This is a genomic window from Macrococcus animalis (assembly GCF_047425875.1).
In the GTDB taxonomy this organism is placed as follows: Bacteria; Bacillota; Bacilli; order Staphylococcales; family Staphylococcaceae; genus Macrococcoides; species Macrococcoides animalis.
Window position 1 is genome coordinate 1,758,935 of sequence record NZ_CP179727.1, and the last position, 13,522, is coordinate 1,772,456.

Genomic DNA, 13,522 nt, shown 5'->3' on the forward strand with positions numbered 1-13,522 from the left:
TTATTAATAACAGATTAAGTTATTAAGGGCGCACGGTGGATGCCTTGGCACTAGAAGCCGAAGAAGGACGTTACTAACGACGATATGCTTTGGGGAGCTGTAAGTAAGCTTTGATCCAAAGATTTCCGAATGGGGAAACCCAGCATGAGTTATGTCATGTTATCCATATATGAATACATAGTATATGAGAAGGCACACCCGGAGAACTGAAACATCTAAGTACCCGGAGGAAGAGAAAGAAAACTCGATTCCCTTAGTAGCGGCGAGCGAAACGGGAAGAGCCCAAACCAAAGAGCTTGCTCTTTGGGGTTGTAGGACACTCAATACGGAGTTACAAAGGAACAATTTAGACGAATGACTTTGGAAAAGTCAGCCATAGAAGGTAAAGGCCCTGTAGTCGAAAAGTTGTTCTCTCCTGAGTGGATCCTGAGTACGGCGGAACACGTGGAATTCCGTCGGAATCCGGGAGGACCATCTCCCAAGGCTAAATACTCTCTAGTGACCGATAGTGAACCAGTACCGTGAGGGAAAGGTGAAAAGCACCCCGGAAGGGGAGTGAAATAGAACCTGAAACCGTGTGCTTACAAGTAGTCAGAGCCCGTTAATGGGTGATGGCGTGCCTTTTGTAGAATGAACCGGCGAGTTACGATTTGATGCAAGGTTAAGCAGTATATGTGGAGCCGTAGCGAAAGCGAGTCTGAATAGGGCGAATGAGTATCAGGTCGTAGACCCGAAACCAGGTGATCTACCCATGTCCAGGTTGAAGTTCAGGTAACACTGAATGGAGGACCGAACCGACTTACGTTGAAAAGTGAGCGGATGAGGTGTGGGTAGCGGAGAAATTCCAATCGAACCTGGAGATAGCTGGTTCTCTCCGAAATAGCTTTAGGGCTAGCCTCGTGTGATGATTATTGGAGGTAGAGCACTGTTTGGACTAGGGGCCCCCCTCGGGTTACCGAATTCAGACAAACTCCGAATGCCAAATAATTTAACACGGGAGTCAGACTGCGGGTGATAAGGTCCGTAGTCGAGAGGGAAACAGCCCAGACCACCAGCTAAGGTCCCAAAATATATGTTAAGTGGAAAAGGATGTGGCGTTGCCCAGACAACTAGGATGTTGGCTTAGAAGCAGCCATCATTTAAAGAGTGCGTAATAGCTCACTAGTCGAGTGACGCTGCGCCGAAAATGTACCGGGGCTAAACATATTACCGAAGCTGTGGATCCGTAAGGATGGTAGGAGAGCGTTCTAAGCAGCGTCGAAGCATGATCGTAAGGACATGTGGAGCGCTTAGAAGTGAGAATGCCGGTGTGAGTAGCGAAAGACGGGTGAGAATCCCGTCCACCGATTGACTAAGGTTTCCAGAGGAAGGCTCGTCCGCTCTGGGTTAGTCGGGACCTAAGCCGAGGCCGAATGGCGTAGGCGATGGATAACAGGTAGATATTCCTGTACCACCTAAGATTGTTTGAACGATGGGGGGACGCAGTAGGATAGGCGAAGCGTACTGTTGGTTATGTACGTCCAAGCACTGAGATTGAATATTAGGCAAATCCGGTATTCATTAAGATCAAGGTGTGATGGGGAGCGAAATTATAGTAGCGAAGTCGTTGATTTCACACTGCCAAGAAAAGCCTCTAGTTAGAAATTAGGTGCCCGTACCGCAAACCGACACAGGTAGTCAAGATGAGAATTCTAAGGTGAGCGAGCGAACTCTCGTTAAGGAACTCGGCAAAATGACCCCGTAACTTCGGGAGAAGGGGTGCTTTTTAGGGTGCAAGCCTTGAAGAGCCGCAGTGAATAGGCCCAAGCGACTGTTTATCAAAAACACAGGTCTCTGCAAAACCGTAAGGTGACGTATAGGGGCTGACGCCTGCCCGGTGCTGGAAGGTTAAAAGGAGTGGTTAGCATCTCGCGAAGCTACGAATTGAAGCCCCAGTAAACGGCGGCCGTAACTATAACGGTCCTAAGGTAGCGAAATTCCTTGTCGGGTAAGTTCCGACCCGCACGAAAGGCGTAACGATTTGGGCACTGTCTCAACGAGAGACTCGGTGAAATCATAGTACCTGTGAAGATGCAGGTTACCCGCGACAGGACGGAAAGACCCCGTGGAGCTTTACTGCAGCCTGATATTGAAATTCGGCACAGCTTGTACAGGATAGGTAGGAGCCTTTGAAACGTGAGCGTCAGCTTACGTGGAGGCGTTGGTGGGATACTACCCTGGCTGTGTTGACTTTCTAACCCGCACCACTTATCGTGGTGGGAGACAGTGTCAGGCGGGCAGTTTGACTGGGGCGGTCGCCTCCTAAAGAGTAACGGAGGCGCTCAAAGGTTCCCTCAGAATGGTTGGAAATCATTCGCAGAGTGTAAAGGCACAAGGGAGCTTGACTGCGAGACCTACAAGTCGAGCAGGGTCGAAAGACGGACTTAGTGATCCGGTGGTTCCGCATGGAAGGGCCATCGCTCAACGGATAAAAGCTACCCCGGGGATAACAGGCTTATCTCCCCCAAGAGTTCACATCGACGGGGAGGTTTGGCACCTCGATGTCGGCTCATCGCATCCTGGGGCTGTAGTCGGTCCCAAGGGTTGGGCTGTTCGCCCATTAAAGCGGTACGCGAGCTGGGTTCAGAACGTCGTGAGACAGTTCGGTCCCTATCCGTCGTGGGCGTAGGAAATTTGAGAGGAGCTGTCCTTAGTACGAGAGGACCGGGATGGACATACCTCTGGTGTACCAGTTGTCGCGCCAGCGGCATAGCTGGGTAGCTATGTATGGACGGGATAAGTGCTGAAAGCATCTAAGCATGAAGCCCCCCTCAAGATGAGATTTCCCAACTTCGGTTATAAGATCCCTCAAAGATGATGAGGTTAATAGGTTCGAGGTGGAAGTACAGTAATGTATGGAGCTGACGAATACTAATCGATCGAAGACTTAATCAATTTTATAGATTTTTTATTCGGGATTGCCGAGTAATATCTAATTTCTTCTTACTTATCTAGTTTTGAAAGTATAATTTATTATCTTTCATTTGTCTGGTGACGATGGCAGAGAGGTCACACCTGTTCCCATACCGAACACAGAAGTTAAGCTCTCTAGCGCCGATGGTAGTTGGTCTTACGATTTGCGAGAGTAGGACGTTGCCGGGCAATATATACCCAGGAGGATTAGCTCAGCTGGGAGAGCATCTGCCTTACAAGCAGAGGGTCGGCGGTTCGAGCCCGTCATCCTCCACCATTTATATTATGCCGGAATAGCTCAACTGGTAGAGCAACTGACTTGTAATCAGTAGGTTGAGGGTTCAAGTCCTTTTTCCGGCACCATTTCTTTGAGCCATTAGCTCAGTTGGTAGAGCATTTGACTTTTAATCAAAGGGTCAGAGGTTCGAATCCTCTATGGCTCACCATTATTTTTATTAATTATACTTGCTTATATGCGGGTGTGGCGGAACTGGCAGACGCACTAGACTTAGGATCTAGCGCCTTTGGCGTGGGGGTTCGACTCCCTTCACCCGCACCATATTTGCGAAAGTAGTTCAGTGGTAGAATACAACCTTGCCAAGGTTGGGGTCGCGGGTTCGAATCCCGTCTTTCGCTCCATTTATTCTATCTGTTTTATAACTTGCTTATTATTTCTAATAAGCCGGGGTGGCGGAACTGGCAGACGCACAGGACTTAAAATCCTGCGGTAAGTGATTACCGTACCGGTTCGATTCCGGTCCTCGGCACCATTAGCGCCCGTAGCTCAATTGGATAGAGCGTTTGACTACGGATCAAAAGGTTAGGGGTTCGACTCCTCTCGGGCGCGCCATTATTTTTAAATTACTAGCTACGGGAAGTAGCTCAGCTTGGTAGAGCACTTGGTTTGGGACCAAGGGGTCGCAGGTTCGAATCCTGTCTTCCCGATTTGCTTTAAAAGCTTTAATATGGGGGCTTAGCTCAGCTGGGAGAGCGCCTGCTTTGCACGCAGGAGGTCAGCGGTTCGATCCCGCTAGTCTCCACCATATTAACTTTATATTATTTCGGCGGCGTAGCTCAGCTGGCTAGAGCGTACGGTTCATACCCGTGAGGTCGGGGGTTCGATCCCCTCTGCCGCCACTATCTTTTTTACAATTCAATGTGAACTTCTTTAGGATTTAGGACCTTTAGCTCAGTTGGTTAGAGCAAACGGCTCATAACCGTTGGGTCGCAGGTTCGAGTCCTGCAAGGTCCACTTTAATATTTTATAATGGAGGAATACCCAAGTCCGGCTGAAGGGATCGGTCTTGAAAACCGACAGGGGCTTAACGGCTCGCGGGGGTTCGAATCCCTCTTCCTCCGCCATTATTTTTTACTTCAGCAAATTGAATAAAAGATAGATTTTCAATTATTTATTATTATCGCGGGATGGAGCAGTCTGGTAGCTCGTCGGGCTCATAACCCGAAGGTCGGTGGTTCAAATCCGCCTCCCGCAATTATTAGTGGTCCCGTGGTGTAGCGGTTAACATGCCTGCCTGTCACGCAGGAGATCGCGGGTTCGATTCCCGTCGGGACCGCCATTTGTATGGCTCAGTAGCTCAGTCGGTAGAGCAATGGATTGAAAATCCATGTGTCGGCGGTTCGATTCCGTCCTGAGCCATCTTTTTTATTATTATGCCGGAATAGCTCAACTGGTAGAGCAACTGACTTGTAATCAGTAGGTTGAGGGTTCAAGTCCTTTTTCCGGCACCATCTTGGAGGGGTAGCGAAGTGGCTAAACGCGGCGGACTGTAAATCCGCTCCTTCGGGTTCGGCAGTTCGAATCTGCCCCCCTCCACCATTTTTTTATTTGTTTATTTTTAGGGGCATAGTTTAACGGTAGAATAGAGGTCTCCAAAACCTTTGATGTGGGTTCGATTCCTACTGCCCCTGCCATGGCGATTGTGGCGAAGTGGTTAACGCATCGGATTGTGGTTCCGACACTCGTGGGTTCGATTCCCATCAGTCGCCCTTAATTTTAATATTGGGCTATAGCCAAGTGGTAAGGCAACGGACTTTGACTCCGTCACTCGTTGGTTCGAATCCAGCTAGCCCAGCTTTAGGCGCCATAGCCAAGTGGTAAGGCAGAGGTCTGCAAAACCTTTATCACCGGTTCAAATCCGGTTGGCGCCTCCATTAATTTCATATGCGGGAGTATTTCAACTTTTAGAATACGGACCTTCCTGGTCTGAGATGTAGGTGTAAGTCCTACCTTCCGCTCCATATTATTTAGCGGGAGTATTTCAATTTTTAGAATTCAGATCTTCCTGATTTGAGGTATAGGTGTAAGTCCTATCTTCCGCTCCATTTACATTTTTGTTAAGCTGCTAATGCAAGCTTATTTTTTTCGTGAAATTTAAAATTTATATTTAGGCAAAAAAAGAACTACAGAAAGAATTCTGTAGTTAAAAGTAATTAAACGAAAAATGAAATTTGGTGATAATAAAGTTGACGAGACTTCATTACTTACTTATTATAACAGGTCAGTTGTCATTTGTGAACACAGTTTGACAAATGAATTAAATTCTTGACCTTTAATTTATATAGTATTATACTTACTTAATAATTAATTTTACTAAGCCACCGTGGCGGAATTGGCAGACGCGCCGGACTCAAAATCCGGTTCCTCACGGAGTGTCGGTTCGACCCCGACCGGTGGTACTACTATCCCTTAAACATTTATGTTTAGGGGATTTTTTTATTTCATAAAAAATATACGATATTGGATATTTGGATTATTCATTATCGTTTACTATAATGAATCTCATAACCATACATGAAAGTAGGGGAAATATGAGATACAACGAGTATAACCAACTCATTGGGGATGAAATACAAGATTACACACCTGGATTGTTACCTAATATCCAAACATTAGTAGGTAAGACAGTTACAATAGAAAAGATTAATGAAAAGCATTTCGATGATTTGTATGAAGTATATGGTGCGTTGTCTTCTCCAGAAAACTTAACTTATATGCCAATTCAAAAGTTTGAAGACAAAAATGAATTCAGAGACTTTCTCATCGGCTTAATTGCATCAATTGACCCATATTACTTAACAATAATCGATAAAAAATCTGGGAAAGCTGTGGGGACGTTCTCATTAATGCGTATCGATAATAAGAATAGAGTAGTAGAAATGGGTTGGGTTGTATACTCACCAATCCTTAAACGCAGCAGACAGGCTACAGAAGCTCAGTATTTAGTAATGAAGTATGTATTTGAGGAATTGAAATACCGTCGCTATGAATGGAAGTGTGATAGCTTAAACGAAGCATCTAATAAATCAGCCAAACGACTAGGATTTACATTTGAAGGGACATTTAGACAAGTAATCGTCTATAAAGGACGAAATCGAGATACAAATTGGTACTCAATCATTGATAAAGAGTGGTCAGAGAATAAGAAAAGACTTGAAGCTTGGCTAGATGATAGTAACTTTGATGCAAAGGGTAGACAAAAACGATCGTTGAGTGAGATGTAGGAAAAAGATAAATACATATTATTACATGATATTTCTATTAATTTCCATCATCAAATTATTTGTAGTAGGTATCCAATTACCAATCGTTAAATTATTCAATAAAGATACAGACATCGTTAAGCTCCAACAATTAATTGCAAAACGTATATTAAATTAAAAAATAAGCCGCAGACTGTTATACATAGTCTACGGCTTATTTTATTTCATGATTCTTTGATAAGTTTCTTCAGTGATTTTAGTGAAATGATTTGAGGGTATTTTACGAATTTGATTCATTGCACTCTGAATATACTCTTTTGCTTTTTGTTGATTACCTAATCGTTCTTCATTTAATGCTAAATATGTTTCTTTATGTGCAATAACTGCAATATCAACCGGTGCATGAAACTCAATATCGGGTTGATATGCATTTAGTGACAGTATCGCTTCGTCAAATTGTCCTTTTCGATAAAGTGCGACACCTTTTGTTAGCATCCATATATTTTTATTAAATGCTTCAAAACCTTCTTCTGTATAATTTTCACTTTTTAAATATTCATGTTGATTATTAATTATATCTAGCAATGCATCATCTTCTTGTCGGTAAAAATGATAAATCAATTTAGTGGTAAAGATGTCATACTTGTAGTTGAAATCGTCATCTAGAAATGGTTTCAAAACTTCAAATTTATTAAATGTTTGTTCATACATTTCAATGTTGTTATCTAACATGTATCCAAAACAAAAAGATTTATAAATTGAGGGTAGTAGTCGAAACGTCTTGTTTTTTAAGCATGCTTGCTCAGCTAACTTGATGTAAATGAATAGATTTTCTAAGTCATAACTAGAATAAGCATATGCAGAAATACTTAATAGCAGTCTCGGAATGGCATTTGGATCAGTTATTTCATAATCATCTTTGTATTGCTTATATAGTTCAACACCATTTTCGAATGCTTGTTGATAATTATTTAATATAAAATGCATTGTAATTACATCATTTTCTACATCAAGTAAGGCATTTTTATCATCAAGGTCTTTGTAAATTTCTTTTGCCATATGCAAATAATCAAATGCGCTATGGTCATAGTTGATGGCTTTTGTATATGCATACCATTGAAAAATAAATGCACCTTTTCTATTATGTTTAATTTGATTGATGATTGGATCAAGAAGTGCTTTAAACTCTTTTTCTCGATAAAACTTTGGTTTTTGTAGATGTTCTTTTATTTTGATGTACATTTCATTAGTTAATACTTCATCCCCATCTTCCAATAACACACTCACTGTCGTGTCTAACTGTTTTGCGATATATTCTAAACTCTCCATTGAAGGCTTGTTTTTACCATTTTCAATAAGACTCAACATGCCTTTTGTCATGTAATCTCCTGCAAGATCAACTAAGGTCATCTTTTTACTTTTACGTAACGTTCTAATTTTTTCACCTAATGTATTCATAACGTACCTCCACTATTTAGTTTAATTATATTAAACTCTTTCTTGCAATTCAAATCTTTATTCTATATAATTAGTTTAATTAAATTAAACTTAATCGGAGGGGAAGATATGGAAAAGGAATTGAAGGAGTCATTTCGTCAAATGTATTTATTAATTTTAAGCACCATGATTGCAAGTCTCGGCATATCTATTTATAGTTTCGGGATTAGTTTCTATATTTTATCTGCCACAGGTTCCGCTAAATTATTCTCGATTAACTTAGCAATGAGTGTACTTGGTAGAATTGTTGTTACACCTTTATCAGGTTATTTAGCAGACAATTATAATCGAAAGAAAGTAATTTTTTGGAGTATTTTTATTGAAGCGATGTTAGTATTATTCCTATTAATTTATATTCACTTTCTAGGATTCAATATTATAGTTTTATATATCGTCACTTTTTTAGCTGCTTTTATTTCTAGTGCGAGTAGTCCTAGCTTTATGGCATCTATTCCACATATCGTCCATAACGAGCATCTACAAAAAACAATGGGTTATAATTCTACTGCGAGTAGTTTATCAATGCTATTAGGTCCCGTATTAGGTGGATTGCTATATGGATTTGTTTCTAAAGAATTATTCTTAATAATATTTATCATTGCATATATAATTGCAAGCCTGGTTATCTTAATGATTAACTTCGAATTATATAAAAAGAAAGTTGATAATGAGATCGATGAAAAGATTGAAAAAGAGAGTATCATTAAGAGTTTTAAGTTTGGTTTGAAATATATTTGGCATCATGACATACTTCGTACGTTACTGATACTTTTTATGTCATTAAATTTCTTTGTATCAGGGTTGAATATTGGTATGAGTAAGATTATTATTGGTCATTTCAAAGCGAGTTCAGAAATGATGGGGATTTTAGAAGCATCGTTTAGTATAGGTGTTTTAATCGGAGGTATCGTTGTTGGAAGTAAGAAAAAATTTAAAAATCCATTCCCCGTACTAAAAATCGGCTTACTTTTAGAAGGTGTATTCTTAATCATCATTAGTGTGCCATTATTATTAATGAGTGGATTATGGCCAGTATATATTACATTCTTTATCGTAGGTTTATTATTAGGAATAACAGCCCAATTTGTAAATACACCAATGTTTGTCTTCTTTCAGGAGTTCATTGATGAGCAGGTACAAGGAAGAGTATTTTCAGTAATTAATCTTACTGCACAATTGTTGATGCCTGTATCCTACATCTTATTTGGTATTATTTTTGATCAAGGGTTATATGGTATCACATTCTTAATATGTGGTGTAAGTTGTATTGTCCTCGTATTAAGCATAATGAATCAGAAATTTAATGTGAAAACGACAAGATTTTTAAGCCAAGCATCTTCATAAATATAAGCCAACCATCTCACGAACGAGATGGTTGGCTTTTTCCTTTTGAATTTAATATTGAAATAAACAAAACTACGCCTAATATAATCAGCATTCCGATACTTTGAATGATATTAAACGGCTGCTTCAACCAAATAATGCTGAGTATGACTGCGGTCAGGGGCTCGATACATCCTAACAATGCTGTAAGTTGTGGATCAATGTATTTTGTACTCAGTAGATATAAGAAGAATGCCATTGCAGTACCAAAGATGATTACAAATACGATATAGAAATTTCCCATCAACCCGAAGTCTAATGGATTGATATTCCAGTGCCTATTAAATAGGCTAATGAATAAACCAGCAAATAGCATTGCCCACCCAACGATGACAAGTGGCGTGTTATGGACAAAGAGCCTACCAGCATACATTGTATAGAATGCTGCAGCAACAGCTGACAATAGCCCCCATATGATTGCTGATGGTGCAACAACGACATTGTTTATGTTTCCACTAGTAAGGAGTAAGAATGTTCCGAATGTTGATATCAAGATAATGATTAAATCAATAAGCCTAAAAACAGTTTTTCGTGTAAGTAACAGATAAGTCAGGATAACAATGGGTGCTAAATACTGCAACAATGTTGCTACTGCAGCATTTCCTCCTTCAATTGATGCAAGATATGTATATTGCACGGCGAGCATGCCAAATATTGAGTATATCAAGAGTTGAAAGAAGCTATGTTTATGATTAAATATATTCATTACATGTTGTTTTCTTAATTTCGCAAGGAGTAATAAGAATAATCCGCTTAAGATGAGTCGTATCGTAATAAACCAATCCAGTGGAATTTGATAGCCTTCAAAGAGTTGCTGTGAAATCGTTCCTCCAACACCCCAAAATATTGCACCAAGTGTAACATACATTATTCCTTTTAACTGTTTATTCATTATTTCACCCCTTTAAAGTGTTATCTTGATTATAAAATTCTGAATATTGTGATGTCAAGATGACAATTATATTGAATCTAGGGTAAAATAAATGAACAAAATAATAATGAAAAGAGCATTCTTATGACAACGATTGATATTAACGGAATAACACTAAATTACAAAATAGAAGGTGAAGGAAATCCAGCTTATTTTTTTCACGGCAATGGTGTAGATTTGACGAGTCATTTCGAACTATATGATGATATATTTTATAACTATAAGCGCATTTATTTAGACATTCCAGGTATGGGTGAATCTGAAGCAGATTTAGGGTTAAATAGTACGAACGATATTCTAGATGTAGTCTTAGACTTTATCAAAGAAATGACGGGAGAAGATAAATTTATACTCATAGGTCATTCTTACGGTAGTTATATGTGTCTTGGTGTCATGGATCGATTACAAGAGCAAGTGAAAGCGAGTTTTATCACTTGTCCAGTTGTAGAAGGTCAGAAGCATTTAAGAACGATTGAAAAGTTAAATCGTCAAATTGATGAAAAATTTGAAGTGACGGAAGATAAAGATTATTATAAAGATTTTTTAAGTATGACGGTACGTATCAATCAAGAAACGTGGGAATTATTCAGACGATTAATGGTGCCAGGGATAAAACGTGCGAATAATCAATTTATGAAGAACTTGCGCCGTCAGGATAATAAATTTTACCAGTTTAGATGTGAGGATAATATTCAAATTCATGCATCTACGCAAGTTTATGTCTTACTAGGGCAGTATGATAACGTTGTAGGTTACAAGGACCAAATTCGTTTCTTTGAGCCAAGTAATCATATTAAAACTGTAATTTTAACCAATACAGGTCACAATCCTATGATAGATGCTTATGATGAAGTACGTCGATTAGCAACCGAGTTTGTTTCATTGTGTGATCATTTATAGCTTAGTTGATATAATTGACAATGATAATATACAGATAGTATAAAGTGATAATCCAAAATAATAGAATAGGCAACGCAAAGTACCAACGTTTTAAATCACGTGTTGTAAGGGTCTTTGCTTCTTCAATACATTGAGTAAACACTTCATCAGGTATGAGTTTAATTGTAAGTGCGATGAAAAATGGTAACAGTAAAATATCATCTAAATAACCTAGCACTGGTATGAAGTCAGGTATTAAATCTATCGGTGATAATGCATAAATGATTGTTATCAATGCCAAAACCTTAGCGAGTATTGGCGTTTCTTTTTTACTCAAAGCAATAAATATTGCGGGTACATCTATTTTGAGTTTTTTGGCACGTGTTTTTAAGTCCATTACAATACCTCGCTTTATTAATAGCATCATATCACATATTAAATTATGGCTTCACTGATTAGTAATAATACGGAATTATTCTAATTTATAATTGTGTTAAAATATAGTAAAAGAGGATGACAAAATTAACGAGGTAAACTATATGCGTAAAATAATTGTAATCGGTTGTCCAGGTAGTGGAAAAAGCACTTTTTCAAGACGCTTAGGTGAAATGCTGAATATAGAAGTTGTACATTTAGATATACTGAATTGGAATGCGGATAAAACTGTTGTAGAGGGTGATGTGTTTTTAAATCGATTAGAAGCGGCAATACAAAAAGAAAGCTGGATTATAGATGGCAATTATGGTTCTACATTAGAAATGCGTTTTAAAGCGTGCGACACTGTATTCTTTCTAGATATTCCAACGCGTGATTGTTTAGCGGGTATTGAAGCTCGCAAAGGTATAGAACGTGTTGATATGCCTTGGGTTGAAACAGAAGAGACAGATCCTGAATTTATCGATTTTATTATGAACTATAAGCATAAGAATCGACCAGTAGTTCTTGATTTAATATCGAAATATCCTGAAAAAGTAGCAATAATATTCAAGTCGAGAGAAGAAGCGAATGCGTATTTAATGTCTTATATATAATGCATCCATCATATAGGGTGCATTATTTTTATTGAATAATATAACTTGCGTTATAATAGAGATACTAATTTCGAGGAGTGATAATATGGTAAAACATGAAGATGTAAAAAACGGTGTGATTTTTCCTGTAGGAGAGAAGAACGAAGCATTTAGTCAGTACTTCATTGGACAAAGCTATTTAAATTTACTCGTAAATAATGAAAACGTCAATGTAAATGTTGGGAACGTGACATTTGAACCAGCTTGTCGTAATAACTGGCATATCCACCATGAAGGCTTCCAAATCTTACTTGTAACAGGTGGAGAAGGTTGGTATCAAGAAGACGGTAAAGCAGCGCAATTATTAAAAGCAGGGGATGTCATTGTAACGCATGATGGTATTAAACATTGGCATGGTGCTACAAAAGACAGCTGGTTTGAACATATTGCGATTACTGCAGGAAGACCTGAATGGTTAGAGCCTGTGGAAGATGAATGGTATAACAATCTATAATGTTAGCGCATCCGAAAAGCATTATTCAGACGTTACAGGATAGACATTATTTTAGTGGACAGTGCATCGTTACTGAAATTACGAGTGGTACTTCAAGCACAGTTTTCTTTATTGATGATTATAGTAAAAAATTTATTTTAAAGTTAAACGAAGAGAAAATAATCCAATCTGAAGTAGCATTTTTGAAGCGGTATGCTCATCTTGCAGCTTTTCCAAATGTGATTAGTACAGATGATAGAACGTTTATATTAATGGAATGGCTTGCTGGAGAGATGTTGTCGAAAGACTATAGTAAGATGAAATTATTACAATCAATAGCCTTCATGAAGCAGTATGATCATTGTGGTCAAGAAATCGGTTATTTAAGTGATTTGAAAGATGACTTTAAAATATTCTTAAAGGATGAGCTTGAATTACAACGTTTAATTCTAAGTGATTATATCGATATTGATTTATTGTTAGAAACGTTACATTCAACTGCATTACCTGAAGAAATACCAACGTATGTGCATGGTGATTTTGGGTATCATAATATGATGTTACATGATGGAACGATACGCGTCATTGATCCAACACCGATGCAAAACTTGATTTTGTATGAATTACTATTTTTATATTTTTCTAGTCCGATGGATATTAATAATGATACATTTAAAGCGTATTACCGTCATTATCAAAAATATGCTGTCATGTCATTTGATGACTTTAAAGTTTATGCTCAAGCGATACTCGCATTACGCATCTCAACGAGTACAAGACATCATCCAGAAGATACAGATTCCTATATTAACATAATGAACAAGATGTATTAAAAAAATGCAACTCATTGAATCAGTGAGTTGCATTTTTTATAAA

Annotated in this window: 9 protein-coding genes, 22 tRNA genes and 2 rRNA genes; 30 read left to right on the forward strand and 3 right to left on the reverse strand. The window is 38.7% G+C overall.

Features of this window, described 5'->3' with window-relative positions; all coding sequences use genetic code 11:
* Nucleotides 1–12 precede the first annotated feature (12 nt).
* The 25 genes from ACMGE9_RS09185 (at nt 13) to ACMGE9_RS09305 (ending at nt 6,474) form a co-directional block, all read left to right on the forward strand.
* Nucleotides 13–2,934 (forward strand): 23S ribosomal RNA (locus ACMGE9_RS09185).
* Nucleotides 2,935–3,026: 92 nt separating this feature from the next.
* Nucleotides 3,027–3,141 (forward strand): 5S ribosomal RNA (gene rrf, locus ACMGE9_RS09190).
* A 12-nt stretch (nt 3,142–3,153) separates the two neighbouring features.
* Nucleotides 3,154–3,229 (forward strand) — tRNA-Val (locus ACMGE9_RS09195).
* 10 nt (nt 3,230–3,239) lie between these two features.
* Nucleotides 3,240–3,315 (forward strand) — tRNA-Thr (locus ACMGE9_RS09200).
* Nucleotides 3,316–3,322: 7 nt separating this feature from the next.
* A tRNA-Lys gene (locus ACMGE9_RS09205) sits at nt 3,323–3,398 on the forward strand.
* A gap of 29 nt (nt 3,399–3,427) precedes the next feature.
* Nucleotides 3,428–3,511 (forward strand) — tRNA-Leu (locus ACMGE9_RS09210).
* A 5-nt stretch (nt 3,512–3,516) separates the two neighbouring features.
* A tRNA-Gly gene (locus ACMGE9_RS09215) sits at nt 3,517–3,591 on the forward strand.
* A 42-nt stretch (nt 3,592–3,633) separates the two neighbouring features.
* Nucleotides 3,634–3,722, forward strand: a tRNA-Leu gene (locus tag ACMGE9_RS09220).
* Nucleotides 3,723–3,725: 3 nt separating this feature from the next.
* Nucleotides 3,726–3,802: transfer RNA gene (locus ACMGE9_RS09225), tRNA-Arg, on the forward strand.
* 21 nt (nt 3,803–3,823) lie between these two features.
* Nucleotides 3,824–3,897: transfer RNA gene (locus tag ACMGE9_RS09230), tRNA-Pro, on the forward strand.
* A gap of 22 nt (nt 3,898–3,919) precedes the next feature.
* Nucleotides 3,920–3,995, forward strand: a tRNA-Ala gene (locus ACMGE9_RS09235).
* A gap of 20 nt (nt 3,996–4,015) precedes the next feature.
* Nucleotides 4,016–4,089: transfer RNA gene (locus ACMGE9_RS09240), tRNA-Met, on the forward strand.
* A gap of 41 nt (nt 4,090–4,130) precedes the next feature.
* Nucleotides 4,131–4,204 (forward strand) — tRNA-Ile (locus ACMGE9_RS09245).
* A 17-nt stretch (nt 4,205–4,221) separates the two neighbouring features.
* Nucleotides 4,222–4,314 (forward strand) — tRNA-Ser (locus ACMGE9_RS09250).
* A gap of 57 nt (nt 4,315–4,371) precedes the next feature.
* Nucleotides 4,372–4,445, forward strand: a tRNA-Met gene (locus tag ACMGE9_RS09255).
* A gap of 8 nt (nt 4,446–4,453) precedes the next feature.
* Nucleotides 4,454–4,529 (forward strand) — tRNA-Asp (locus tag ACMGE9_RS09260).
* A gap of 7 nt (nt 4,530–4,536) precedes the next feature.
* Nucleotides 4,537–4,609, forward strand: a tRNA-Phe gene (locus tag ACMGE9_RS09265).
* Nucleotides 4,610–4,625: 16 nt separating this feature from the next.
* A tRNA-Thr gene (locus tag ACMGE9_RS09270) sits at nt 4,626–4,701 on the forward strand.
* Nucleotides 4,702–4,705: 4 nt separating this feature from the next.
* A tRNA-Tyr gene (locus ACMGE9_RS09275) sits at nt 4,706–4,789 on the forward strand.
* A 21-nt stretch (nt 4,790–4,810) separates the two neighbouring features.
* Nucleotides 4,811–4,884: transfer RNA gene (locus ACMGE9_RS09280), tRNA-Trp, on the forward strand.
* A gap of 2 nt (nt 4,885–4,886) precedes the next feature.
* A tRNA-His gene (locus tag ACMGE9_RS09285) sits at nt 4,887–4,959 on the forward strand.
* Between the two features lie 14 nt (nt 4,960–4,973).
* A tRNA-Gln gene (locus ACMGE9_RS09290) sits at nt 4,974–5,045 on the forward strand.
* Nucleotides 5,046–5,050: 5 nt separating this feature from the next.
* Nucleotides 5,051–5,124, forward strand: a tRNA-Cys gene (locus ACMGE9_RS09295).
* Between the two features lie 443 nt (nt 5,125–5,567).
* A tRNA-Leu gene (locus ACMGE9_RS09300) sits at nt 5,568–5,649 on the forward strand.
* 132 nt (nt 5,650–5,781) lie between these two features.
* A complete protein-coding gene (locus tag ACMGE9_RS09305; protein WP_414042498.1) occupies nt 5,782–6,474 on the forward strand; it encodes a GNAT family N-acetyltransferase in 693 nt (230 codons plus the stop codon).
* 198 nt (nt 6,475–6,672) lie between these two features.
* Here ACMGE9_RS09305 and ACMGE9_RS09310 read toward each other — a convergent pair whose 3' ends face one another.
* Entirely contained in the window at nt 6,673–7,911 is a 1,239-nt protein-coding gene (locus tag ACMGE9_RS09310; RefSeq protein ID WP_414042499.1) for a helix-turn-helix domain-containing protein, read from the reverse strand.
* Nucleotides 7,912–8,019: 108 nt separating this feature from the next.
* Here ACMGE9_RS09310 and ACMGE9_RS09315 point away from each other — a divergent pair, with 108 nt between their 5' ends.
* Nucleotides 8,020–9,294 (forward strand): MFS transporter, encoded by a 1,275-nt coding sequence (locus tag ACMGE9_RS09315; protein ID WP_414042500.1) that lies wholly within the window; start codon nt 8,020–8,022, stop codon nt 9,292–9,294.
* 16 nt (nt 9,295–9,310) lie between these two features.
* Here the strand turns inward: ACMGE9_RS09315 and ACMGE9_RS09320 are convergent, their stop codons facing one another.
* On the reverse strand, nt 9,311–10,225 hold the full coding sequence (locus ACMGE9_RS09320) for a DMT family transporter (protein ID WP_414042501.1): 915 nt from the start codon (nt 10,223–10,225) through the stop codon (nt 9,311–9,313).
* 123 nt (nt 10,226–10,348) lie between these two features.
* Here ACMGE9_RS09320 and ACMGE9_RS09325 point away from each other — a divergent pair, with 123 nt between their 5' ends.
* Nucleotides 10,349–11,164 carry an alpha/beta fold hydrolase gene (locus ACMGE9_RS09325; RefSeq protein WP_414042502.1) on the forward strand — a complete coding sequence of 272 codons (816 nt, stop codon included), beginning with the start codon at nt 10,349–10,351 and terminating at the stop codon, nt 11,162–11,164.
* Between the two features lies 1 nt (nt 11,165).
* Here the strand turns inward: ACMGE9_RS09325 and ACMGE9_RS09330 are convergent, their stop codons facing one another.
* Nucleotides 11,166–11,540, reverse strand: a complete 375-nt coding sequence (locus ACMGE9_RS09330; RefSeq protein ID WP_414042503.1) for a YkvA family protein — start codon at nt 11,538–11,540, stop codon at nt 11,166–11,168.
* 142 nt (nt 11,541–11,682) lie between these two features.
* Here ACMGE9_RS09330 and ACMGE9_RS09335 point away from each other — a divergent pair, with 142 nt between their 5' ends.
* From ACMGE9_RS09335 to ACMGE9_RS09345, 3 genes are all read left to right on the forward strand, one after another.
* Nucleotides 11,683–12,174 carry a hypothetical protein gene (locus ACMGE9_RS09335; protein ID WP_414042504.1) on the forward strand — a complete coding sequence of 164 codons (492 nt, stop codon included), beginning with the start codon at nt 11,683–11,685 and terminating at the stop codon, nt 12,172–12,174.
* 85 nt (nt 12,175–12,259) lie between these two features.
* Nucleotides 12,260–12,667: a cupin domain-containing protein gene (locus ACMGE9_RS09340; protein ID WP_414042505.1), complete on the forward strand. Its 408-nt coding sequence runs from the start codon at nt 12,260–12,262 to the stop codon at nt 12,665–12,667.
* The gene (locus ACMGE9_RS09345) at nt 12,667–13,479 is read left to right on the forward strand and encodes an aminoglycoside phosphotransferase family protein (protein WP_414042506.1); all 813 of its coding nucleotides are present in this window, start codon (nt 12,667–12,669) and stop codon (nt 13,477–13,479) included. The genes ACMGE9_RS09340 and ACMGE9_RS09345 overlap by 1 nt, the downstream gene beginning before the upstream one ends.
* Nucleotides 13,480–13,522 lie beyond the last annotated feature (43 nt).

What these genes read in the sequence shown, in the direction of transcription:
- ACMGE9_RS09305 (WP_414042498.1), top strand. Translation starts at nt 5,782, where the DNA reads ATGAGATACAACGAGTATAACCAACTCATTGGGGATGAAATACAAGAT.
- ACMGE9_RS09310 (WP_414042499.1), bottom strand. Translation starts at nt 7,911, where the DNA reads ATGAATACATTAGGTGAAAAAATTAGAACGTTACGTAAAAGTAAAAAG.
- ACMGE9_RS09315 (WP_414042500.1), top strand. Translation starts at nt 8,020, where the DNA reads ATGGAAAAGGAATTGAAGGAGTCATTTCGTCAAATGTATTTATTAATT.
- ACMGE9_RS09320 (WP_414042501.1), bottom strand. Translation starts at nt 10,225, where the DNA reads ATGAATAAACAGTTAAAAGGAATAATGTATGTTACACTTGGTGCAATA.
- ACMGE9_RS09325 (WP_414042502.1), top strand. Translation starts at nt 10,349, where the DNA reads ATGACAACGATTGATATTAACGGAATAACACTAAATTACAAAATAGAA.
- ACMGE9_RS09330 (WP_414042503.1), bottom strand. Translation starts at nt 11,540, where the DNA reads ATGGACTTAAAAACACGTGCCAAAAAACTCAAAATAGATGTACCCGCA.
- ACMGE9_RS09335 (WP_414042504.1), top strand. Translation starts at nt 11,683, where the DNA reads ATGCGTAAAATAATTGTAATCGGTTGTCCAGGTAGTGGAAAAAGCACT.
- ACMGE9_RS09340 (WP_414042505.1), top strand. Translation starts at nt 12,260, where the DNA reads ATGGTAAAACATGAAGATGTAAAAAACGGTGTGATTTTTCCTGTAGGA.
- ACMGE9_RS09345 (WP_414042506.1), top strand. Translation starts at nt 12,667, where the DNA reads ATGTTAGCGCATCCGAAAAGCATTATTCAGACGTTACAGGATAGACAT.